Annotated in this window: 20 protein-coding genes; 12 read left to right on the top strand and 8 right to left on the bottom strand. The window is 70.9% G+C overall.

Annotation, left to right across the window (positions count from 1 at the left end):
• Nucleotides 1-73: 73 nt before the first annotated feature.
• Nucleotides 74-2,395 (bottom strand): VIT domain-containing protein, encoded by a 2,322-nt coding sequence (locus ACFOY2_RS10675; protein ID WP_379527792.1) that lies wholly within the window; start codon nucleotides 2,393-2,395, stop codon nucleotides 74-76.
• Nucleotides 2,392-3,186 carry a helix-turn-helix domain-containing protein gene (locus tag ACFOY2_RS10670; protein WP_379527791.1) on the bottom strand — a complete coding sequence of 265 codons (795 nt, stop codon included), beginning with the start codon at nucleotides 3,184-3,186 and terminating at the stop codon, nucleotides 2,392-2,394. Before ACFOY2_RS10670 ends, ACFOY2_RS10675 begins: the two co-directional genes overlap by 4 nt.
• A gap of 121 nt (nucleotides 3,187-3,307) precedes the next feature.
• Between ACFOY2_RS10670 and ACFOY2_RS10665 the strand changes: the two genes are divergently transcribed.
• Nucleotides 3,308-3,775: a Dps family protein gene (locus ACFOY2_RS10665; RefSeq protein ID WP_379527790.1), complete on the top strand. Its 468-nt coding sequence runs from the start codon at nucleotides 3,308-3,310 to the stop codon at nucleotides 3,773-3,775.
• A gap of 342 nt (nucleotides 3,776-4,117) precedes the next feature.
• Nucleotides 4,118-5,143 (top strand): alkaline phosphatase PhoX, encoded by a 1,026-nt coding sequence (locus ACFOY2_RS10660; protein WP_357805897.1) that lies wholly within the window; start codon nucleotides 4,118-4,120, stop codon nucleotides 5,141-5,143.
• A gap of 79 nt (nucleotides 5,144-5,222) precedes the next feature.
• On the opposite strand, the gene ACFOY2_RS10655 is transcribed toward ACFOY2_RS10660, so the two are convergent.
• Nucleotides 5,223-5,816: a TetR/AcrR family transcriptional regulator gene (locus ACFOY2_RS10655; RefSeq protein ID WP_379527789.1), complete on the bottom strand. Its 594-nt coding sequence runs from the start codon at nucleotides 5,814-5,816 to the stop codon at nucleotides 5,223-5,225.
• A 90-nt stretch (nucleotides 5,817-5,906) separates the two neighbouring features.
• Here ACFOY2_RS10655 and ACFOY2_RS10650 point away from each other — a divergent pair, with 90 nt between their 5' ends.
• Entirely contained in the window at nucleotides 5,907-6,068 is a 162-nt protein-coding gene (locus ACFOY2_RS10650; protein WP_379527788.1) for a hypothetical protein, read from the top strand.
• Nucleotides 6,068-8,248, top strand: a complete 2,181-nt coding sequence (locus tag ACFOY2_RS10645; RefSeq protein ID WP_379527787.1) for an MMPL family transporter — start codon at nucleotides 6,068-6,070, stop codon at nucleotides 8,246-8,248. Before ACFOY2_RS10650 ends, ACFOY2_RS10645 begins: the two co-directional genes overlap by 1 nt.
• Here ACFOY2_RS10645 and ACFOY2_RS10640 read toward each other — a convergent pair.
• Complete coding sequence (locus ACFOY2_RS10640; RefSeq protein WP_379527786.1) at nucleotides 8,205-9,065, bottom strand: bifunctional helix-turn-helix transcriptional regulator/GNAT family N-acetyltransferase; 861 nt, start codon at nucleotides 9,063-9,065, stop codon at nucleotides 8,205-8,207. The two genes, ACFOY2_RS10645 and ACFOY2_RS10640, sit on opposite strands and share 44 nt — an antisense overlap.
• A 93-nt stretch (nucleotides 9,066-9,158) precedes the next feature.
• Between ACFOY2_RS10640 and ACFOY2_RS10635 the strand changes: the two genes are divergently transcribed.
• The gene (locus tag ACFOY2_RS10635) at nucleotides 9,159-10,058 is read left to right on the top strand and encodes a lactonase family protein (protein WP_379527785.1); all 900 of its coding nucleotides are present in this window, start codon (nucleotides 9,159-9,161) and stop codon (nucleotides 10,056-10,058) included.
• Nucleotides 10,059-10,122: 64 nt separating this feature from the next.
• A complete protein-coding gene (locus ACFOY2_RS10630; protein ID WP_379527784.1) occupies nucleotides 10,123-11,442 on the top strand; it encodes a N,N-dimethylformamidase beta subunit family domain-containing protein in 1,320 nt (439 codons plus the stop codon).
• Here the strand turns inward: ACFOY2_RS10630 and ACFOY2_RS10625 are convergent.
• A complete protein-coding gene (locus ACFOY2_RS10625; protein ID WP_379527783.1) occupies nucleotides 11,439-12,209 on the bottom strand; it encodes a Clp protease N-terminal domain-containing protein in 771 nt (256 codons plus the stop codon). The genes ACFOY2_RS10630 and ACFOY2_RS10625 overlap by 4 nt on opposite strands.
• Before the next feature lie 252 nt (nucleotides 12,210-12,461).
• Here ACFOY2_RS10625 and ACFOY2_RS10620 point away from each other — a divergent pair, with 252 nt between their 5' ends.
• Entirely contained in the window at nucleotides 12,462-13,487 is a 1,026-nt protein-coding gene (locus tag ACFOY2_RS10620) for a 6-phosphofructokinase (protein ID WP_357805910.1), read from the top strand.
• Nucleotides 13,488-13,622: 135 nt separating this feature from the next.
• Here the strand turns inward: ACFOY2_RS10620 and ACFOY2_RS10615 are convergent, their stop codons facing one another.
• Together ACFOY2_RS10615 and ACFOY2_RS10610 are read right to left on the bottom strand one after the other, a co-directional pair.
• Nucleotides 13,623-14,363 carry an MHYT domain-containing protein gene (locus tag ACFOY2_RS10615; RefSeq protein ID WP_379527782.1) on the bottom strand — a complete coding sequence of 247 codons (741 nt, stop codon included), beginning with the start codon at nucleotides 14,361-14,363 and terminating at the stop codon, nucleotides 13,623-13,625.
• Nucleotides 14,364-14,501: 138 nt separating this feature from the next.
• Entirely contained in the window at nucleotides 14,502-15,347 is an 846-nt protein-coding gene (locus ACFOY2_RS10610; protein WP_379527781.1) for an MHYT domain-containing protein, read from the bottom strand.
• 112 nt (nucleotides 15,348-15,459) lie between these two features.
• Between ACFOY2_RS10610 and macS the strand changes: the two genes are divergently transcribed.
• From macS to thiI, 3 genes are all read left to right on the top strand, one after another.
• Nucleotides 15,460-16,578, top strand: a complete 1,119-nt coding sequence (gene macS, locus ACFOY2_RS10605; protein ID WP_379527780.1) for a MacS family sensor histidine kinase — start codon at nucleotides 15,460-15,462, stop codon at nucleotides 16,576-16,578.
• 49 nt (nucleotides 16,579-16,627) lie between these two features.
• Nucleotides 16,628-17,269, top strand: a complete 642-nt coding sequence (locus ACFOY2_RS10600) for a response regulator (RefSeq protein WP_379527779.1) — start codon at nucleotides 16,628-16,630, stop codon at nucleotides 17,267-17,269.
• Nucleotides 17,270-17,332: 63 nt separating this feature from the next.
• Entirely contained in the window at nucleotides 17,333-18,529 is a 1,197-nt protein-coding gene (gene thiI, locus ACFOY2_RS10595; RefSeq protein WP_379527778.1) for a tRNA uracil 4-sulfurtransferase ThiI, read from the top strand.
• 6 nt (nucleotides 18,530-18,535) lie between these two features.
• On the opposite strand, the gene ACFOY2_RS10590 is transcribed toward thiI, so the two are convergent.
• Nucleotides 18,536-18,823, bottom strand: a complete 288-nt coding sequence (locus ACFOY2_RS10590) for a YiaA/YiaB family inner membrane protein (protein WP_379527777.1) — start codon at nucleotides 18,821-18,823, stop codon at nucleotides 18,536-18,538.
• Between the two features lie 130 nt (nucleotides 18,824-18,953).
• Between ACFOY2_RS10590 and ACFOY2_RS10585 the strand changes: the two genes are divergently transcribed.
• The gene (locus ACFOY2_RS10585) at nucleotides 18,954-19,586 is read left to right on the top strand and encodes a molybdopterin-dependent oxidoreductase (RefSeq protein ID WP_379527776.1); all 633 of its coding nucleotides are present in this window, start codon (nucleotides 18,954-18,956) and stop codon (nucleotides 19,584-19,586) included.
• Between the two features lie 55 nt (nucleotides 19,587-19,641).
• A complete protein-coding gene (locus ACFOY2_RS10580) occupies nucleotides 19,642-20,787 on the top strand; it encodes a sensor histidine kinase (RefSeq protein WP_379527775.1) in 1,146 nt (381 codons plus the stop codon).
• Nucleotides 20,788-20,807: the final 20 nt, after the last annotated feature.

Here is a 20,807-nt window from a genome sequence, read left to right as displayed (position 1 = left end):
GCGGGGAAGGCCGTGGCGCCGACCCCCCCTGCTCACCGGCGCCGCAGCCGCCCCACCGCCCCGAACGGGCGAATCAGGTGCGCTTCCAGAACGGGCCGCGGCGGCCTCCGCCATCGGCCGGCGAGGACGGGCCGCCGACGAGGGCGGTCAGGACCTCCACGGCGCGATCGTGCAGGGCCTGCGCGTCCGCGCCCGGCAGTTCGGCCGACTCCAGCTCGCGGGCCAGCGCCGCCAGTTCCTCGTTCCCGCCCAGGTAGGCCGCCAGCGCCGCCAGCCGCGAGCCCAGGTCGGCCAGGTACAGCAGGTCGGACGCGGGCATTGCCTTGAGCCTGTCGAGCTCGGCCACCAGTTGCGGCCGGATCGACTCCAGCCGGTGCGCGGGCCTCGGCGCGAACGCCCCTCTGCCCCGCATCCCGCCCGCGGGAACCGAGGGAGCGGGCATCGGCGGCTGTCCGGCGAAGCTCTCCGCGCCCCCGCGCCCCAGGAAGTCGGGCGCGTCGGAGTTGAGGCCGGGCGCGCTCAACCGCATCCGGTGTGTGGACGCGGGCCCCGCGGCCATCATCGCGTGCGCCGTGAACCCGCCCGCCATCGGGCTCTGCGGCAGCTCCCAGCCGCTCGGCGGCTCCACCGGCTGGATGACCCGGTGCTCGGGGCCGCCGTCGGCGACCTTCCTGGTGTCCACGGCCACGTACGCGGTGAAGCGGCAGAGCACGCCGTACTCCAGGGACGTGCGCACGATCCGCTCCTCCAGGTCGTGCTCGCCCATGGCGTAACGGTCCTCCAGCTCACGCAGGTGCGCGCGGGCCCAGACGGCACGGACGGCAGGATTGTCCACGTTCACGCCCGCGACCTGCTCCTCCCACGGCGCTCCCGAGGCCAGGCCGCGCACGGTCACCGACGAGCCCTCGCGGTAGCGCCCGTACGCGCGCAGCGGCACGCCGGGGAAGATCGAGCCGAGGTGGGTGACCGTGCCGGGCTCGACGTCGAGGCCCTTGAGCGACAGGTCCGTCACCAGGGGCGCGCCGATCCTGCGGTGGATCTGCTCCATGGCGGCGTCCAGCCGGTCCTCCGACTCCACCAGCTCGCAGCGGCCCGCGCCGAGCCCCGCCAGCCGGCCCAGGAAGCCGGCGTTCACGGCCCGGTCGATGCCGACCGCGTGCACGCGCATTGCCGACAGCGCGCCGCCCGCCTGCTCCAGGATCTGGTCCTCGTTGCCGACCTGGCCGTCGGTGACCAGCACCACCACCCGCTCGCGTTCCGTCCGCCCGCCGAGGAGGGCGATGGCCTGGCGCAGCGGCTCCAGCATCTCGGTGCCGCCTCGGGCGTCGACGCGGGCCAGATGCTCGACGGCGCGGTACCTGTTGCGGTCGGACGCCTCCACGAGGCCCTCGAACGCCGGCTCCACCACCGAGTCGAAGGCCAGCACCGCGAACCTGTCCCGAGCCGTCAGCGTGTCGACGATGCGTGCTGCGGCCCTGCGCGCGGCCACCATCTTCCAGCCGCCCATGCTGCCGGAACGGTCGAGCAGCAGCACCAGGTCGCGTGGCGTGCGCGTGGCCTGGAGCGGCGGCGGGACGACGATGAGCGCGAACGTGCCCCGGCCGTCGAGCTGCAACGCCGTCGAGGCGTCGAACGACATGCGCAGGATGAAGTCGCGGTCGAGGCGCTCACCGGGACGCAGGCGTACCGTGTGGCCCTCCTCCTCCACCACGTGCAGGCTGGAGGCCAGCTCACGCAGCTCCAGCCCCGCGGCGTCGACCCTCGCGCTCAGCGACAACCGCACCGGGTTGGGGAAACCGGGCAGCAGGACGGGCGGGCTGATCCTGGAGGCGTCGGGCACGGCGTCGGTGTCGGGCGCCGTGCCGTCCCCGGCCGGCCGTCCGTCGATGGGCTGGCCCGGGATGTAGCGCGGCGCCACGACCAGGGGGAACCTGAACGTCGCCGCGCCGTCCTCGTACGGGAGCGGCTGGCTCATGCTCAGCTTCACCGAGACCCGCTCGCCGGGCAGGATGTTGCCCACCCTGATCGTGAACACGTCCGGCCGGTCCTCTTCCGCGATCGCCGCCCGCCTGCCCTCGCGCAGCGCCTGGTCGTAGTCGGCCCTGGCCTGGGCGCGCTCCTTCAGCACGCCCTCGATCACCCGGTCGTCGGCCTCCATCCTGAACGCCGTCACCGCGGCCCTGTCAGGCAGCGGGAAGAGGTAGGTGGCCTCCAGCGTGACGTCGAACGGGTTGCTGAACCCCTGCGTGACCTCGACCCCGGCGATGAGCCCCGAGATGTCGGCGGTCACGTCGACGCTTTCGAGCGGCAGGTTGCCGCGTTCGGTCCGCAGCGCGCCGAACCCGGCGTCCGGCACCGGCAGGCACCGTGCGGGCTCCAGCGAAGTGATCTTCATGTCAGCTCCCTCTCTTCGAGCACCGCGAGCAGCGGGCCCGCCGCCGCCAGCACCGCCTGAACGTCCTCCTCGGACAGGGCTCTGGCCCCGTCCAGCACGAGCCTGACCCCGGCTCCCAGCCGCACCCCCGCGACCACGCCACCGGCTTCTTCCGCCCGGGGTCCGAGCCCTCCGACGGTGCCAGGCTGCCCTTCGGGGTGATACCCGTCGGCCTCGTGTGCGGCGCCACCGCCCGGCCGCTCGGTCCAGAACCGCCCGCGTGCCGGGCCTTCGGGCGCCGCGTCGGCCAGCCGGGTGGTCTCCTCCAACGGGGCCGTCTCGCCCAGCCGAGCCCCGCTGTTCAGACGGGTCCCATCGTCCGGCCCCGCCCCACTGCCCAGATGGGCTCCGTCGTCCGGTCGAGCCCGGTTGTCCGGATGGGTCGGCGTGTCCGGGCGAGGGCCGTCGTCTCGATGAGTGTGGTTGCCCAGGTGGGCCGCTGACTCCAGTATTCGGTCGGTTGCGCCCGTCAGTGCCGCCTGGATTTGGGCGATCGAGTGCCCAGCCGCCTGCAGTCGCTTGATGGCCACCAGTTGCAGCAGGTGCCGCCGGCCGTAGCGGGCGATCCGGCCGCGCCGCGTCAGGGGCGGGTCAACCAGACCGATGGTCGTGTACCACCTGATCAGCCGTTCTCCGGGCACGTCGCGCACCCGGCCGTTGACGGTCGGGTGCGCGCTGCTCTCGGGCGCACCGGCACGCAGCGCGCGGGCCGCGTGCTCGGCCAGCTCACCGATGGTCCAGGTGTCGCTCATACCTTCACAATGACACTGTCATTATTACACTGTCAACGTGTGTTAGAAGCCCGGATGAATGGGCACGGGGACGCTGTTGCAAATAACCGGAAAAAACCTGACGGACAGGGAGGAATCACCCATGGCAGCCATCACCGGTCCGCTTTCGGGAGACGCCAAGAACACCGTCGCGAACGCCCTGCAGGGCGCCCTGGTCGATCTCGTCGATCTGTCCCTGGTGGCCAAGCAGGCACACTGGAACCTGGTCGGCGCCCACTTCCGCCCGATCCACCTCCAACTGGACGAGCTGACCGACCTCGCCAGAAGCCACATGGACACGATCGCCGAACGTTCCGTCGCCCTCGGCGTCAACCCGGACGGCCGCGCCGCCACGATCGCCAAGGCCACCAAGCTTCCCCAGCCGGAGGGCGGATGGCTGGAGGACGGCAAGGTGATCGCCACGATCACGGACACGCTGGACGGCATCAGCAAGCGCATGTACGAGCGCATCCGGGCCACGGGCGACGTCGACCCGGCCAGCCAGGACCTGCTCATCTCCGTGGCCCAGGACATCGACAAGCAGCACTGGATGTTCCAGGCCCAGCGCTGACGTCCACGAAGGACGACGACGCCAACGAGGCGACGTGGTGTCCGCGGCGGTGGCGTCTACGGGGAGCGTTTGCGGCGCTAGGCCGAGTTCCGTAACCGGTGGCCCAGGTGGGCCGCTCCGCCGTGCGGGCGTCGACCCGGCAATCCCATGTGACCTCGTCCAGGCCGAGGTTGCGGCGCGTACCCGGCCACGAGTCGGAGGAGGCTTGTAGCCGCGTCAGACGTACGGAACGTGACACTCGGGTAGCGCGGTCACTGGGTTTGCGCAGAATTTGATGTCGCGAGTCCTTGCCATTCATGTCGGTGCGGTCCACTAGCGTGGCACCTAGAGGGAGGCCCCACGATGTCCCAGAAGACTCTCCTCCGCACGGGCCCGCTCTTGGCGGGCGGCACCAGCCCGTACGGACCGCTCGGCCTGGCGGGCGACGACGGTCTCGCGCTGCCCGCGGGTTTCACCGGCAGGGTGGTGGCCCGCTCCGGCCGTAAGGTGGCCGGGCTGACCTGGCACTCCGCTCCTGACGGCGGCGCCTGTTTCCCCGACGGCGCCGGCTGGATCTACGTGTCCAATTCCGAGCTGCCCCTGCTCGGGGGTGCCTCGGCCCTGCGTTTCCACGCCGACGGCAGCGTCGCCGACGCCTACAGGATCCTGTCGGGCACCGACCTCAACTGCGCGGGCGGCGCCACGCCGTGGCACACGTGGTTGTCGTGCGAGCTCGGCCACCGGGGCCGCGTCTTCGAGTGCGACCCGTACGGCGCCCGCGCGGCCCGTCCCCGCCTGGCCATGGGCCGCTTCAAGCACGAGGCCGCCGCCTGCGACCCGGAGCGGCACGTGATCTACATGACCGAGGACGAGACCGACGGCTGCTTCTACCGGTTCAGGCCCAGCGACTGGGGCGACCTGACCGAGGGCACGCTGGAGGTGTTGTGCGCCTCGGGCCAGTGGCAGCAGGTGCCCTCGCCTGCGGCGCTGCTCAAGGCGTCCCGCCACCAGGTCGAGGACGCCCGCCACTTCGACGGCGGCGACGGCTGCCACTACGTCGGCGGGGTCTGCTACTTCACGACCAAGGGCGATACGGGCCTGTGGGCCTACGACGCGCAGACCTCCACGCTCGACCGTCTGTGCGCGGGTGTGCGCGCCATCACCGCCGCGCCCTCGGGCGACCTCTACGTCGCCAGGGAGACGACGGAGATCGACGTCATCGCGCCGGACCGGGCGGTCACCCCGTTCCTCAGGCTCGAAGGGCACGACGGGGCCGAGCTGACGGGGCTGGCGTTCTCGCCCGGCGGCGAACGGCTCTACTTCTCGGCCAGGCGCGGCCGCACGGAGGGGCACACGTTCGAGGTGGCGGGCCCTTTCCGGCACGGCTGAGGCGGCGTACCGGCACGAGCTTCACCTGAGGGAGCGCACTGACACGAGCTCGCGCTGAGGTGGCGCACCGGCACAAGCTTCAGCTCAGGTAGCGCACCAGCATGAGCTTCAGTTCCGCGACCAGTTCGGCGCCGCGTTCAGACGTCGTCGTGGTGATCATCGGCATGACCGCCTTCACCATGGCCAGCGCCATCGTGCCGGTGAGCAGTGCCCGCTCCTCCGGCAGGTCGGGGGAGCGGCGGCGGAGCATGGCGGCGACCTGGCGGGCGATGTCGTCGTGCAGCCGCTGCGAGGCCGCGACGAGTTGATCGCCGGTGGCGGTGCCGTACAGCAGCGACCAGTACGCCGGCGAGGCGCTCTTGAAGCGCACGCTCTCGTCCACGAACTGCCCGACCAGCGCCTCCAGCGGGACCTTCGGGGAGACGGCGGCGAGCTGGGCGGCCCAGAACTCCTGGCGCTCGTCGGTGTAGCGGGACACCAGCCCGTCCAGGATCTCCTCCTTGTTGCGGAAGAACTGGTACAGCGACCCGGGCGACATTCCGGCGCGCGCGGCGACCTGGTTCGTCGTCATGTCCGGGTAACCGACCTCGGCGATCACCGACTCGGCGGCGTCGAGGATCTCGGCCATGCGCTTGAGGCCGCGCGCCTGCCGACGGACCGTGCGTTCAGCCATGGGTCTCCTCGTTGACAAATGCGAGCTTTTACTTGTATTTCTGGGTGCAGAAAACACGAGTAGTTTACCGAGTTTCTTCGGGGAGGCCCCATGACAACCGTGCTGGTCGCGTGGTGCGACGGCGAGTTCGGCCCGCTGACGGCGCTCACGCCGGCGAGGAGGGGCGATCGCGCGGTCGCCACCGTCCGCGACCCGGACTCCGCAGGCATCCGCGAGCGTTCTCGCCTCGAGGCGCTGGGACCGCGTCCGTGATGGCGGTGGACACGCGGGCCAGGCCCCGCCGCCAGGCCGCTGCCGAGCCGCCGCTGCGCAGGCTGGGCTTCCTCCTGGTCCGCCGCCGCAGGCTCGTGCTCTCTCTGTCCCTGCTCGGCCTGATCGTGGCGGCGGTGCTCGCGGCGGGGGCCGTGTCGGGGCTGTCGCTGGCCAGGTTCGAGGCGCCGGGCTCGGAGTCCGACAGGGCGCAGGCCGAGCTGGTCGAACGCTTCGGCACGGGCAGCCCCGACATGATCTTCCTGGTGACCGCCAGGAACGGCACGGTGGACGACCCGGCGGTCGAGGCCGAGGGCAGGCAGCTGACCGAGCGGGTCGGACGCGGGGAGGGCGTCGCCGAGGCCGCCTCGTACTGGACCCGCGGCAAGCCCGCCACGCTGCGCAGCCAGGACGGCCGGCACGCGCTGATCGTCGTGCGCATCCCGGGCGACGCCGACCACGTGCGCGCCCAGATCCTGCCCACGCTCGTGCCGGAGATCACCAAGGGCTCTGACCTGCTCCAGGTGCGCTCCGGGGGAGGGGAGGAGGTCTTCCGTGAGACGGTGCCGCTGGCCAGGCAGGACTTCGTCCGCGCCGAACTGGTCATCTTCCCGCTGGCGTTCGTGCTGCTCTGGCTCTACCAGCGGCGGGTCATGGCGGCTCTGGTGCCGATCCTGGCCGGCCTGTTCGCGATGGCGATCGGGCTGGCCCTGCTGCGGGGCGTCCTGCTGTTCGCCGACATCTCCACCTTCGCCCTGAACCTCACTCTGGCCATGGGCCTCGGGCTCGGCATCGACTACTGCCTGTTCGTCATCCAGCGTTTCCGCGAAGAGACGCGCAAGGGCAAGGACCGGGCGAGCGCGGTCGCCGGGGCCGTCGAACACGCCGGCAGGACCGTGCTGTTCAGCGGGCTCACCGTGGCCACATCCCTGGCGGTGCTGTTCGCGCTGCCGTTCGACTTCCTGCGCTCTTTCGCCTACGCGGGCATCGCCGTCGTCATCGGCGGGCTCGTCGCGGCGGTGCTGGTGCTGCCCGCCGTCCTGGCGACCGTCGGCGGCTCCATGCTGCCCAGGCGGGTCAGGCCCGAGCGGGACTCCGGCTTCTGGCACGGGCTGGCCGTGCGGGTGATGCGCCGCCCGCTGGTGTTCGGCGGCCTGGCCACGGCCGTGCTCCTGCTGCTGGCCTCGCCCTTCCTCGGCCTGCGTTTCGGCGCGGCCGACGACCGCATCCTGCCCCCCGAGGCGTCCGCGCGGCAGACCCAGGAGATCATCCGGCAGTCGTTCCCCGCGGAGGAGACCGACGCCATCCAGGTGATCTCGGCGAAGGCCACGACGGGCGACGTGTCGTCGTACGCCACGGCCCTGTCGCAACTCCCCGGTGTGGCCCAGGTCGACTCCGCCTCCGGTTCCTTCGCCGACGGCCGCCGGGTCGGCGACGGCGACCAGGCCCGGTTCCAGGCGCAGGGCCGGGGCACCTGGCTGTCGGTGGTGCCGTCGGCCGAGGCCCTGTCCGACGACCCCGTACGCCTGGTGGAGTCCGTCCGCTCGGTCGAGCCGCCCTTCGAGGTGCTGGTCGGCGGCTACCCCGCGGAGCTGTCGGACTACCGCGCCTCGGTCGTGGACCGCCTGCCGCTGGTGCTGGCGCTCATGCTGGGCGTGAGCTTCGCCGTCCTGTTCCTCATGACGCGCAGCCTGATCATCCCGCTGAAGGCGACCCTGTTGAACGTCCTCAGCCTCGGCGTCATGTTCGGCGCCATCGTCTGGATCTTCCAGGACGGCAACCTGTCCGGCCTGCTCGGCTTCACCCCCACGGGCACGCTCGATCCGAGCATCCCGATCCTGATGCTCTGCATCGCCTACGGGTTGTCCATGGACTACGAGGTGTTCCTGCTGTCACGGATCAAGGAGGAGTACGACAGGACGGGCGACACGGAGGAGGCCGTGGCCACCGGGCTGCAGCGCGGCGCGCCGCTGATCACCGCCGCGGGCGGGATCCTGGCGCTCACCTTCGCCGCCTACGCCTCGGCCCAGGTGGCGTTCGTGCAGATGCTGGGCGTCGGCATGGCCGTGGCGGTGCTGGTGGACGCGACCGTGATCAGGGCGGTGCTGGTGCCGAGCCTGATGCGCCTGGCGGGCCCGCTCAACTGGTGGCCTTCAGGTCGAGCGACCACAGCTCCTCGGTGACCTCGACGCCGTTGTCCACCCCCTTCTCCTGTGACTCCAGCTCGAACCCGGCTGCCTGGTAGAGACGCCGCGCGCTCACCAGGCAGTCGCGCGTCCACAACGTGATCCGTTCGCAGCCCTGCGACCTGGCGTGCCGCAGGCACTCCCGCACCAGCGCCCGACCGATGCCCAGCCCTCGGGCGGACGGCTCGACCAGCAGCATCCGCAGCTTGGCCGTCTTGTGGTCGACCCGCACGCAGAACACGCATCCGGCCCGCTGCCCGTCGACCTCGGCGATCCACCCGGCGTCCCGCGAGAGGTCGAGATCGCCGACGATCCTGGCCACGAGCTGCTCGAAGTCGGTGCCCCAGCCGTACTCGGCGCCGTACAGGACGCCGTGCCGGTAGGCCACCCAGCCCAGGTCGCCGGGGCGCGGGGGCCTGATCACGTACGGCTCGCGCCGTTCCGGGGGGCCGAGCAGCGCCCTGATCGTCGCCATGCCGGAGACCAGGCGCTTCTGGTCTTCGTCCGGCAGAGCGGCCAGCAGCCGCTCGATCTCCTGCCCGGAGCGCCGGTCGAGGTCGGCGAAGATCTGCGCGCCGGCGGGCGTGAGCCGGACGATCTGCTTGCGCGCGTCCGACGCCGACCGTTCGCGCGTGATCAGCCCGTCGCCCTCGAACCTGGTCATGATCCTGCTGAGGTAGCCCGCGTCGAGGCCGAGCAGCCCGCGCAGCTCGCCGGTCTCCATGAGCCCGCTCTGGGCGAGCTCGAACAGCACCCGCGCCTCGGTCAGCGAGTACGGCGAGTCGAGCAGGCCGGTCTGGAGCGCGCCGATCACCTTCGTATAGAACCGGTTGAAGGCTCTGACCTCAGAGACCCTTGATTCAGTCAACGAATTCATTGCCATAGTCAACCATGCGAAGGACGTGTTGTGAAAATCTCCATAGGCGGCTACGGCCCCGGCATCGTCACGATCGGCGGCGGTCTGACCAGAGTGGCCTCGCCGTCGTTCCTTGCCGCCCACCCCGCCCTGCCCGTGCTGTACGCGGTGGGCGAGCTGGAGCGCGGCTGGCTCACCGCCTTCGAGACCGGGGACGCGCCGCGCCCGCTGGACGAGCGGCCCAGCGAGGGCGACAGCCCCTGCCACGTGGCCGTGGACCCCACGGGGACCCTGCTCGCGGCGGCCAACTACGGCGACGGCACCGCCCTGCTGTGCCGGCTCGACGGGCGCGGCGCGTTCACCGGAGAGCCGATCGTGCTGCGTCACGAGGGCTCGGGCCCCGACCCCGAGCGCCAGAAGGGCCCGCACGCCCACCAGGCCGTCTTCCACGACGACATCCTGCACGTCTCCGACCTGGGCACCGACGAGATCCGCCGCTACACCTACGACGGCGCCCCGCTGGAGCCGATCACGCTGGCTCCCGGCACCGGCCCGCGTCACTTCGCCTTCGCCGGATCACGCCTGTACGTGGCGGGCGAACTCGCCGGCACCGTCACCGTCATCGACGGCGACCGGCACACGATCGTGCCCGCCTCCCGTTCCGGGGACAAGAACCAGCCCTCCCACCTGGAGCTGCACGGCGACTTCGTCTATGTCGCCAACCGCGGCCCCGACACGATCGGCGTGTTGCGCGCCGACGACCTGTCGCCGGTGGCCGAGGTGCCGTCGGGCGGCGACTGGCCCCGGCACTTCGCGATCGACGGCGACCGCATGTACGTGGCGAACCAGTACTCGGGCGGCGTGGCCGTCTTCGCGCTCAAGGACGGCGTCCCCGAGCCCACCGGCCAGGTGTATGAGGTGGAAAGCCCGGCCTGCGTGCTGATCATGTAAGGAGTTGGCCAAGTCGCGGCCCCGCGCCCCGCCCGGTCGTGACCATGGGCCTGTGCTGAGGATCTTGGTTGTTCTCGTCCTGCTGGCGGCCGGCTGCACCGCCGCGCCGCCCCCCGAACCGCCCCGGCCGGCGGCCGTCGCTCCGGCGCCGTCGCCGGTCATGGACGTGCAGGAATCGTGGCGCATCACCCGGCACGGCGCCGAACACGAGATCGAGGGCTACGCCGACGAGGTGAGCGTCCTGCCGGGAGGGCGGTTCGGGCTGCACGTCTCGACGACCGCGCCGCGCTTTTCCGCCAGCGCCTTCCGCATGGGCGCGAACCCAGCCAAAGTGTGGGAGTCCGCCCAGGTCAGGGGCGTGCGCCAGGCGCCGGCCAGGGTCGTGGACGGCACCGTGACCGCCACCCACTGGTCCAGGTCGCTGACCGTCGACACCACCGGCTGGCGGGAGGGCGCGTACCTGGTCAGACTCGACGCCTCCTCCGGCGCCCAGCGCTACGTGCCCGTCACCGTCCGCTCGGCCTCCACCCGGGGCCGCGTGGTGATCGTGAACGCGGTCACCACCTGGCAGGCCTACAACCTGTGGGGCGGCCACAGCCTCTACAAGGGCCCCGGCGGGTACGACGACCGCTCCAGGGCCGTCACCTTCGACCGCCCCTACGACGGCGCCGGAGCCCGGCTCTTCCTCGCCTTCGAGAAGGACGCCCTGGCCGTGGCCGAGCAGAGCGGCGTGCCGCTGGCGTACCTGACCAACCTCGACCTCACGCCGGGCGCGCTCGACGGCGCCCGCGCGGTGGTCTCGCTCGGCCACGACGAGTACTGGTCGCCCGGCATGCGCACGGTCGTCACCGAGGCCAGGGACCACGGCGTGAACCTGGCCTTCCTCGGCGCCAACGCGGTCTACTGGCGCGTCGCCATGCACGGCAGGACACTCGCCTGCGACAAGGTGCGCCTGTGCGAGCTGTGGCGGGCCTCGCGGCCGGAGAGCGAACTGGTGGGGCAGATGTACGACTGCTTCCCCGCCGAGGGCGCCTACCGGGTGAGCAGGCCCGGCCACTGGATCTTCGCCGGCACCCGGGGGCGGAACTTCCCCGGCATGCTCGGCGTGGAGACGGACAAGGTGTCGCAGGGCTCCCCGGACAACGTCCAGGTGCTGGCCGAGTCGCCGCTCACGTGCGGCGGCCGGGCCACCGTCAGTCACAGCACCTACTACACGGCGCCGGGCGGGGCGGGGGTGTTCGCCTCGGGGACGATGCGCTGGGTGTGCGCGATGCGAGGAAGGCGGTGCGGCCACGGGGTGAACGAGGCCGCCGCCGCCTTCACCCGCCGATCGACGATCAACCTGCTGACCAGGTTCGCCGAGGGCCCGGCGGGGCGTCCCTAGGAGCCGTCCCGCGCGGTCAGCAACTCCCCGATGAGCCGCATGATCTCCTGCTCGGCCGGCTTCCTGGTCACCCCCAGGGCCGCCAGCGATCGCACGACGGGCTCGTTCTCCAGCGACAGGACGCCGAGCAGGACGTGCTCGGTGCCCACGAAGTTGTGGTCGAGCAGCAGCGCCTCGCGCGGCGCCAGGTCCAGCACCTTCCTGCTCTGCGCGGAGAACCGCGGCCCCTGAGGAGGCGCGGACGGGGTCTGAGGGGGCTCGGAGGAGGCCGGTGTGTCCGCCGGGCCGAGCGTGGCCAGCACGGCGGCCTCGGACGCCTCCGGCGACGCCCCGAGTGTCACCATCGCCCTGGCCGCCAGCCCCTCGGGCTCGCCCAGCAGGCCCAGAACCAGGTGTCCGACCTCGATGACGTCGTGCCCGGACGCCTGCGCGGCCTCCCGGGCCTTGAGCACGGCACCGCGTGCCCTCTTGGTGTAGCGGCGGTAGTTGGGCAGGTCGTCGGCCAGGGGGCCGGAGCCGCCGCCCTCCTTGGGGACGAACCGCTTCTGCGCGGCCTGTTTGCTGACGCCCATGCTGCGCCCGATGTCGGTCCAGGAGGCGCCGGAGCGCCTGGCCTGGTCGACGAAGTGGCCGATCAGGTGGTCGGCCACCTCGCCGATGTACTCGCCCAGCGTCACGGCGTCGGACAACTCGCCGAGCGGGTCGCCCTCCGGGTGCCGGACTTTGATCGCGGTGATGAGTTCGTCAAGACGAACGACGGTGTCCATATCGTCAACCATAGGTTGACGGCGCGCATGCGTCAACCCTAGGTTGACGGAGCTTCGTAGCTGTCGGGCATGATCTGCCCGTTTTCGGTAACTATGAGGGCGGTCACCCTAGTTGTGGTGGCCAGCACGCTCACGAAATCGTCTCCCCATAGGGGTTTAAGGTGCGCACTCTTGCGTTTGGTCTAGACCACTGCCCGCGCCGACGGGCACAATGCGATTCTGGTTCGTGAACCCCGTCGGGAGGAACCCGCCATGCGTATAGGAGTGTTGACCGGGGGCGGCGACTGCCCCGGTCTCAACGCCGTGATCAGGGCCGTGGTGCGGAAGGGGGTGAGCGTCTACGGTCACGAGTTCGTGGGCTACCGCGACGGCTGGCGCGGCCCACTCGAAGGCGACACGATGCCGCTCGACATCCAGGCCGTACGCGGCATCCTGCCACGGGGCGGGACCATTCTGGGCTCCTCCCGCACCAACCCGATCAAGATCGAGGGCGGCGTCGACCGGATCAAGGAGAACCTCGCCACCACCGGCGTGGACGCCCTGATCGCCATCGGCGGCGAGGACACGCTCGGCGTGGCCAAGCAGCTCTACGACCGCGGCGTGAACGTCGTGGGCGTGCCCAAGACCATCGACAACGACCTGTCGGGCACCGACTACACCTTCGGCTTCGACACGGCCGTCAACATCGCGATGGAGGCCATCGACCGGCTGCACACCACCGCCGAGTCCCACCACCGGGCGCTCATCTGCGAGGTCATGGGCCGGCACGCGGGCTGGATCGCCCTGCACGCGGGCATGGCGGCCGGCGCGAACGTGATCCTCATCCCGGAGAAGCCGTTCGACATCGAACGGGTCTGCGAGTACGTCGAGTCCCGCTTCCGCACCCGCTACTCGCCGATCGTCGTGGTCGCCGAAGGCGCGCACCCGATAGAGGGCCAGATGGAGCTGCAGGCGGGCGAACTCGACGCCTTCGGCCACGTACGGCTCGGCGGCATCGGCGAGATGCTGGCCAAGGAGATCGAGAAGCGCACCGGCAAGGAGGCCCGCACGACCGTGCTCGGCCACATCCAGCGCGGCGGCACCCCGACGGCCTACGACCGGGTGCTGGCCACCAGGTTCGGGCTGCAGGCCATCGACGCGGCCCACGAGGGCGACTACGGCAAGATGGTCGCGCTGCGCGCCACCGACATCATCCGCGTCGGGCTGGATGAGGCCACCGCCGAGCTGAAGACCGTGCCGGTCTCGCGCTACTCCGAGGCCGAGGTGTTCTTCGGCTGAGTGAAAGCGGCTTGCAAGCGGCGGGCCGTACCTTCTGAGTCAGCGGGGTTTCCGCTACAACCCGCTCAGGGTACGGCTTACGCCGCTGCGAGTCGGCGGCCCACTACGCGGCGTGGGCCGTACCCAGGACATAGCTCATCGCCGGGGCGTGCCGAAGAGATCCACTTCTGGCACGCCCTCGTCGCGTCCGCGCTCCCGCCGTTTGAACTCCGCCTCGCTGCGCAGTTCCTTCTCCGACGGCGACAGGACGACGGCGAGCAGCAGCCCGACGGTGATCACGCTGATGCCGACGATCAGCGGCAGCAGGAAGTCGATGGGCCTGGCGCCCGTCAAGGGCCCCATGTGCGCGTGCGGACGCACCGACATCGAGAACATCCCCGTGTAGTGCATGCCGGAGACCGCCACGCCCATGACCAGCGCCGCTCCGCCGATCCTGAGCGCGCCGCTGACCCGCAGCGCGAACCAGAGCGCCACCGTGGCCGCCGCCACCGCGATCAGCACCGACAGCGAGACCAGCACGGGGTCGAAGACGGCCTGGCCGGGCATGTTCATGGCGGCCATGCCGAGGTAGTGCATGGCCGCCACGCCCGAGCCCGTCAGGATGCCGCCGCCGAGCAGGTAGCCCAGGCGGTCGCCGCCGTGGGAGGCCACGAACAGGCCGATGGCCACGAAGACGATCGCGATGATCGCGGAGGCGGCCGTGAGCGGCACGTCGTACCGGATCGCCGAGCCGGTGACGGAGAAGCCCGTCATGGCGATGAAGTGCATCGTCCAGATGCCCGTGCCGCCGATCGCGATCGCCGCGCCGACCAGCCAGAACCTGCCCTCACGGCCGCCGACCAGGCGTGCGCGGGAGGCCAGCAGGAGCCCGAGCATGGAGCCGACGCTGGACATGACGTAGGCGAGAACAGGCGTTATGAGCCCATACGAAAAATGGTCAATCGGCGACATGCCCCACCCATCATCCCGACGCACCGATAAGGGAGTATGAACGGGGATTTGTCGCTCGCGCAACTACCTTCTGCGTGCCTGCATCGGCTGCTGCTGCGCCGGGGCGGGATAGGTGAGTTGCTCCTGCTGCTGGGTGCGGCGGCGCAGTTCGAGCTTGGCGACGAGTTCGGCGTCCTCGTGCAGTTCCTCCTCCGACGGGGACAGGATCACCATGAGGAGCATGGTCAGCGTGATCAGGCTGATCACGGTCATGAGGGGCACGAGGAAGTCGAGGGCGTCGGCCCCGTGCAGGACGCCGGGCTTGGAGTCGACGGTGACGTGCATGGCGTACATGCCGGTGTAGTGCATTCCGGACACGGCCACGCCCATGACGAGGGCGGCGCCGGTGATCCAGACGGTCTTCTTGACCCGCATCGTGAACCACAGCGCGACCGTCGCCGCGACCACGGCGATGGCAACGGAGGCCGCCACGGTGATTCGGTCGTAGGAGACGTGCGCGGACATGTTCATCGCGTACATGCCCAGGTAGTGCATCGAGGCCACGCCGAGCCCCGTGAGCAGGCCGCCGCCGAGCAGGGCCAGGACGCGGCCGCCCCCGTGCGAGACCAGGAACAGGCCGGCGCCCACGACCACGATGGCCACCAGGGCGGAGGCCGCCGTGAGCCACACGTCGTACTTGATCTGGGTGCCGTCCACCTGGAAGCCCATCATGGCGATGAAGTGCATGACCCAGATGCCGGTGCCGCCGATGGAGATGGCCGCGCCGAGCAGCCACCGCACCCGGGCCCCGCCACGCGAGGCATGCGCCTGTGCGGTGAGCCGCAGCCCGAGCATGGAGCCGATGCACGACATCACGTAGGCGAGCAACGGCGTGAGCAGACCGTAAGTGAAATGATTGACAGCGGTCATCTATCGGTTCCTTGCATTTAGGGGTCTCCGGATTGTGCCATCTCGGATGTCCCTTTCGCTTGGATACTGCAAATATCTGTAAACTTGCGTGTCGGAAACATGAGAAGGACTCATGGGTATCGAAGGGCCCTTCTGGCGGGCGATCGCGGTCTTCCGCGTCGCCTCGCTCGTGTACGCGGCCGTGCTGATGGCCCAGCACAGGGGGTACGAGGAGCCGGTCCTCGGCTGGCTGGTGATCGGCGTGATGGCGCTGTGGACGGCGGGGGCGACGTTCGCCTACGCGGCCGCGTCGCTGCGCCGGTGGCCGCTGCTGGGCATCGACCTGCTCGTCGCGCTGGCGTGCCTGCTGACCACCCCGTACGTCGAAGGGGTCAGGCAGGGGGCGGAGGGCGTCATGCCGGTCCCCGCGACATGGGTGGCCGGGCCCGTGCTGGCCTGGGCCGTGTACGGGGGCAGGCGCGCGGGGGCCGTCGCGGCGGCCGGCGTTTCGGCCGGTGACTTATGGCTGCGGGCGCGCGCCGGTGACGATCCCGTCCTCATCAACGGGGCGGTCCTGCTCTTCCTGACAGGCGTCGTGGTCGGCCACGTGGCCCGGCTGGCCAAACAGGCGGAGGAGCGCATGCAGCTGGCCGCCGAGATGGAGGCCGCCCAGCGCGAGCGGGAGCGGCTGGCCAGGGACATCCACGACTCGGTGCTGCAGGTGCTGGCCATGGTGCGGCGGCGCGGGCGCGAGATCGGCGGGGAGGCCGCCGAGCTCGGACGCCTGGCCGGCGCCCAAGAGGCCGCCCTGCGCCAGCTCATCCTGGGAACCCCTCCTTCAAGGCAGGCGGTTTCTTCCGCGAAGGGCGCGGCGGATCTGCGCCCGCTCCTGCTGCGTCACGGCTCTTCCGAGGTGATGGTCTCGACGCCGGCGACGCCGCTGGTGCTGCCCCTGGAGGTCGCCCAGGGGGCGTCGGCGGCGGTGGGCGCGGCCCTGGACAACGTACGCGCGCACTGCGGGCCCGAGGCGCGGGCCTGGGTGCTGGCGGAGTCGGGGGAGGGGACCGTGACCGTCAGCATCCGCGACGACGGACCGGGCATCCCGGACGGACGCCTGGACGAGGCGCTCGCCGACGGCCGCATGGGGGTGGCCCGATCCATCCGCGGCCGCGTGGCCGAATTGGGCGGCGAAGTCTCCATCGTCAGCATCCCCGGCCAGGGCACCGAGATCGAGATCACCCTCCCCACGTAACCCCGGTCGCAGTGCCCGCTCGAAGGGGGGAGCGCCGTACAGTGGCGGCATGGTGCGGGTCATGGTGGTGGACGATCATCCCATGTGGCGTGACGGCGTGGCGCGGGACTTGACCGAGGCCGGTTACGAGGTCGTGGCCACCGTCGGCGAGGGCGGGCAGGCGATCAGGGCGGCCGGGGCGGTGCGGCCCGACGTCGTGGTGCTCGACCTGAGGCTGCCCGACATGTCGGGTGCGGAGGTGGCGGCCGGGATGGCCGCCGCGGCGTCCCCGCCCCGGGTGCTGGTGTTGTCGGCCAGCGCCGAGCAGGAGGACGTGCTGGAAGCGGTCAAGGCGGGCGCGTCCGGGTATTTGGTGAAGTCGGCCAGCAGGGAGGAGTTCCTGGAGGCGGTACGCCGCACCGCGGACGGCGACGCCGTGTTCACCCCGGGCCTGGCCGGGCTCGTGCTGGGCGAGTACCGGCGGCTGGCGGCGCAACCGGCGCCCGTCGAAGGCCCGCGACTGACCGACCGCGAGACGGAGGTGCTCAGACTGGTGGCCAAGGGCCTGTCGTACAGGCAGATCGCCGAACGTCTCGTGCTCTCCCACAGGACCGTGCAGAACCACGTGCAGAACACCCTCGGCAAGCTCCAGCTCCACAACCGGGTGGAGCTGGTCCGATATGCGATCGAGCGAGGGCTGGACGCGGACTAAACTCGAGGGATCGCAACGTTGCCCACAACGTCGCGTTTTCCCTGTCTTCCCGGAGGTTCCACCATGACGATGTCCGCCCTGGGCGAGCCGTGCGTTCTGCTCAAGCTGGGCGAGATCGTCCTCAAGGGCAAGAACCGCGAGCTGTTCGAACGCCGCCTGATCAGCAACATCCGTGAGGCGCTCCAGACGGTCGACCTCAAGGTCGACGTGCGCAAGCGGCACGGCGTGATCGCGATCTTCCTGCCCCAGGGCGCCACCGCCGAGCAGGCCGAGGCCGTGGCCCAGCGGGTCGCCGACGTGCCCGGCCTGGTCTGGATCCACCGGGCCTGGCGGGTCGCCAAAGACCCCGACACCGTGCTCAAGGCCGGTCTCGAACTGGTCGGCGAGAGCGAGGAGGCCAAGCGCGGCGCCCGGTTCGCGGTGCGCTCGCGCCGTCGCGACAAGCGCTTCCCGCTGCGCTCCAACGAGCTCGACCGGCTCGTGGGCGGCGCCATCAACGACGAGTACGGCCTGCCGGTCGACCTGAAGAACCCCGAGCTGACGGTCTCCATCGAGGTCGACAGGGACGAGGTGTTCGTCTTCACCGGCGGCATCCCCGGCCAGGGCGGCTTGCCGGTCGGCAGCAGCGGCCGGGCGCTGGTGCTGATGTCGGGCGGGATCGACTCGCCGGTGGCGGCCTACCGGATGATGCGGCGCGGCCTGCACGTCGACTTCCTGCACTTCTCCGGCATCCCGTTCACCACCTCCGAGTCGATCTACAAGGCCTACGCGCTGGTCAGGAAGCTCGACAGGTTCCAGGGCAGGTCGCGGCTGTGGGTGGTGCCGTTCGGCAAGGCGCAGCAGTCGATCCGCAACTCGGGCCAGGACCGCCTGGCCGTGATCGCGCAGCGGCGGCTCATGCTCAAGACGGCCGAGGAGGTCGCCCACCGCATCCGCGCCTCCGCGCTGATCACCGGCGACGCGCTCGGCCAGGTCTCCTCGCAGACCCTGGCCAACATCACCGCCCAGGACAACGCGGTGGAGCTGCCGATCCTGCGCCCGCTGGTGGGCTGGGACAAGACCGAGATCATGGCCGAGGCCCGGCGCATCGGCACGCTGGAGATCTCGGAGCTGCCCGACGAAGACTGCTGCACCCTGCTCGCCCCCAAGCGAGCCGAGACCCGGGCCAAGATCGAGGATCTGAAGCAGATCGAGAAGCGGCTCGACGCCGAGGAGCTGTGCGTGCAACTCGCCGACTCGATCCAGGAGTACACGCTCTAGCCGAGGTCAGGCGTCGACCTTGAACGGGTCGTGCTCGGCCAGCAGCTTGTCCAGCCTGGCCTGGTCGACGCGGTTGCTGACCTCGGCCAGCTCCTGCCGGTCGCGCACGACCTTGCACAGCGTGATGGTCGAGGTGACGACGTACAGCAGCCCGAGCCCGAGGAACGCCCTGATCCACCCGGCGGTGGGCAGATAGAACAGCGCGATGGCCACGGCGGACAGCGAGACGACGAACGACAGGACGGCCTGTACGTAGTACGCGGTGGTCTGCGTGGGTTGAATGGTTTTTGTCATGCGGCCATCGTCGGTCCGGGCGATGGGCCGCCGCATGAGGCCGGATACTCAAGTTACCGCTGAGTAGCAACCGCGCGTCGGCGCGGGCGGGCCGTACCCGCCCGCAAGGCGCCGGAGATCCGGTGGCAGGATGGCCCAAGACGCGACAACCGTGAGGGGAGTGATCGTGGAGGAGCCGCGCCTGCCTCCAGGCCAGTACGTCCCGCGCGGCCGACCTGTGATCCACTACGGCAGAGTCCCCCAGTTCAAACCCGAGAGCTGGGACTTCCGCGTGTTCGGGGCCACCGCCTCGGGCGAGGAACACTGCCTGGCCTGGCCCGAGTTCGAGCGGCTGCCCCGCACGACGTGCCTGGCCGACTTCCACTGCGTCACCAAGTTCTCCCTCATGGGCAACGAGTGGCGCGGCGTCACCCCCGCCACGATCATGGAGGCGGCCCCGCCCGACCCCGGCGTGCACCACGTGATGATCTGGGCCGAGTACGGCTACGGCGCCAACCTGCGCATGTCCGACTTCCTCGCGCCCGACACGCTGTTCGCCATGGAGCTCGACGAGAAGCCGCTCAGCCCCGACCGCGGCTTCCCCGTGCGCATCGTGGTGCCCCACCTGTACGCGTGGAAGAGCGTCAAATGGGTCCGCGCCATCGAATACCTCCTCGAAGACCGCCGGGGCTTCTGGGAGGAACGCGGCTACCACAACATCGCCGACCCCTGGCGCGAACAGCGCTACTCCTACCAGGAAGAACCCGGCGAGGGCCCTGCCTAGGCCTTACGGCGGGTCTTCCCCCGAACACGGTCCGCCGCCCGCTACGGTTGCCCGCATGCTGACCACCGTGTGCGTGGTGCTGCCCCTTCTGACCTTCCTTCTCGGCTTCTGGGTCTCCCGGGCTCCGTGGTGCCGCGACGGGGTGAGCGAAGACCACCGGGCGGACGAGGCGGCGTTCACCACCCTGCACCTGGCCGCGATGGCCGCCCCGGCCCTGCGCGGCGGGCTCACCCGCGACTCCGCCCGCAAGGCCGTACGGCATCTGCACGCGCTGCTCGGCACCCAGGCAGTCGCGATCACCTCGACCGACGCCGCGCTGGCCTGGGCCGGGCCGCGCGCGGAAGAAGTGCTCGCCTACGCCCGCGCGGCGCTGTCGGCAGGGCGGACGCAGGTGTTCGCGGGCGAGCCGCGCGGGGCGGTCGTGGTGCCCCTGATCGTGGACGGCACGGTCGTCGGGGCGCTGGCGGCCTTCGACGACAAGGTGAGCGCCGCCCTGGTGCGCACCGTCACCGAGGTCGCCAGGTGGGTCTCCGGCCAGCTCGAACTGGCCGGCCTCGACTCCCTGCGGCGGCGCGCCCTGGAGGCCGAGATGCGCGCGCTGCGGGCGCAGATCTCGCCGCACTTCGTCTACAACGCGCTGACCACGATCGCCTCCTTCGTCCGCACGAACCCGGGCCGCGCCCGCGAACTCCTGCTCGACTTCGCCGACTTCTCCCGCTACGCCCTGCGCAGGGCCCACGACTTCACCACCCTGGCCGACGAGCTGACCTGCGTCGACCGCTACCTGCTGCTGGAGCGGGCCCGCTTCGGCGACAAGCTGCGCTTCAGCGTGCAGGTGGCGCCCGAGGTGCTGCCCGTGCCCGTGCCGTTCCTGTGCCTGCAACCCCTGGTCGAGAACGCCATCAAGCACGGCATGCGCGGCCGGGGCGACACCGGCGAGGTGCGGGTCGTCGTCCGCGACGCCGGACCCGAGGCGCACATCACGGTCGAGGACGACGGCACGGGCATGGACCCGGAGTGCGCCCGCCGCATGCTCGACGAGGACCCCGCCCGCGAAGGCAGCGGCATCGGCCTGGCGAACGTGGACCTGAGGATGCGCCAGATCTACGGCGACGGCTACGGGCTGGTGGTCGAGACCGCGCTCGGCGCCGGCACCAAGGTGCGGCTGCGCGTGCCCAAGACCCAACTCATCTCATTGTAGTCATGTCCTTACGCTCTGCT

The organism is Nonomuraea purpurea, assembly GCF_042650645.1.
GTDB lineage: Bacteria > Actinomycetota > Actinomycetes > Streptosporangiales > Streptosporangiaceae > Nonomuraea > Nonomuraea purpurea.
This window is presented reverse-complemented; position numbering and strand designations above follow the sequence as displayed.

Bases quoted from the DNA above. Each gene is read 5' to 3' on its own strand.
- ACFOY2_RS10675 (WP_379527792.1), bottom strand. From the start codon at position 2,395: ATGAAGATCACTTCGCTGGAGCCCGCACGGTGCCTGCCGGTGCCGGAC.
- ACFOY2_RS10670 (WP_379527791.1), bottom strand. From the start codon at position 3,186: ATGAGCGACACCTGGACCATCGGTGAGCTGGCCGAGCACGCGGCCCGC.
- ACFOY2_RS10665 (WP_379527790.1), top strand. From the start codon at position 3,308: ATGGCAGCCATCACCGGTCCGCTTTCGGGAGACGCCAAGAACACCGTC.
- ACFOY2_RS10660 (WP_357805897.1), top strand. From the start codon at position 4,118: ATGTCCCAGAAGACTCTCCTCCGCACGGGCCCGCTCTTGGCGGGCGGC.
- ACFOY2_RS10655 (WP_379527789.1), bottom strand. From the start codon at position 5,816: ATGGCTGAACGCACGGTCCGTCGGCAGGCGCGCGGCCTCAAGCGCATG.
- ACFOY2_RS10650 (WP_379527788.1), top strand. From the start codon at position 5,907: ATGACAACCGTGCTGGTCGCGTGGTGCGACGGCGAGTTCGGCCCGCTG.
- ACFOY2_RS10645 (WP_379527787.1), top strand. From the start codon at position 6,068: ATGGCGGTGGACACGCGGGCCAGGCCCCGCCGCCAGGCCGCTGCCGAG.
- ACFOY2_RS10625 (WP_379527783.1), bottom strand. From the start codon at position 12,209: ATGGACACCGTCGTTCGTCTTGACGAACTCATCACCGCGATCAAAGTC.
- ACFOY2_RS10620 (WP_357805910.1), top strand. From the start codon at position 12,462: ATGCGTATAGGAGTGTTGACCGGGGGCGGCGACTGCCCCGGTCTCAAC.
- ACFOY2_RS10615 (WP_379527782.1), bottom strand. From the start codon at position 14,363: ATGCTCGGGCTCCTGCTGGCCTCCCGCGCACGCCTGGTCGGCGGCCGT.
- ACFOY2_RS10610 (WP_379527781.1), bottom strand. From the start codon at position 15,347: ATGACCGCTGTCAATCATTTCACTTACGGTCTGCTCACGCCGTTGCTC.
- macS (WP_379527780.1), top strand. From the start codon at position 15,460: ATGGGTATCGAAGGGCCCTTCTGGCGGGCGATCGCGGTCTTCCGCGTC.
- ACFOY2_RS10600 (WP_379527779.1), top strand. From the start codon at position 16,628: ATGGTGCGGGTCATGGTGGTGGACGATCATCCCATGTGGCGTGACGGC.
- thiI (WP_379527778.1), top strand. From the start codon at position 17,333: ATGACGATGTCCGCCCTGGGCGAGCCGTGCGTTCTGCTCAAGCTGGGC.
- ACFOY2_RS10590 (WP_379527777.1), bottom strand. From the start codon at position 18,823: ATGACAAAAACCATTCAACCCACGCAGACCACCGCGTACTACGTACAG.
- ACFOY2_RS10585 (WP_379527776.1), top strand. From the start codon at position 18,954: ATGGCCCAAGACGCGACAACCGTGAGGGGAGTGATCGTGGAGGAGCCG.
- ACFOY2_RS10580 (WP_379527775.1), top strand. From the start codon at position 19,642: ATGCTGACCACCGTGTGCGTGGTGCTGCCCCTTCTGACCTTCCTTCTC.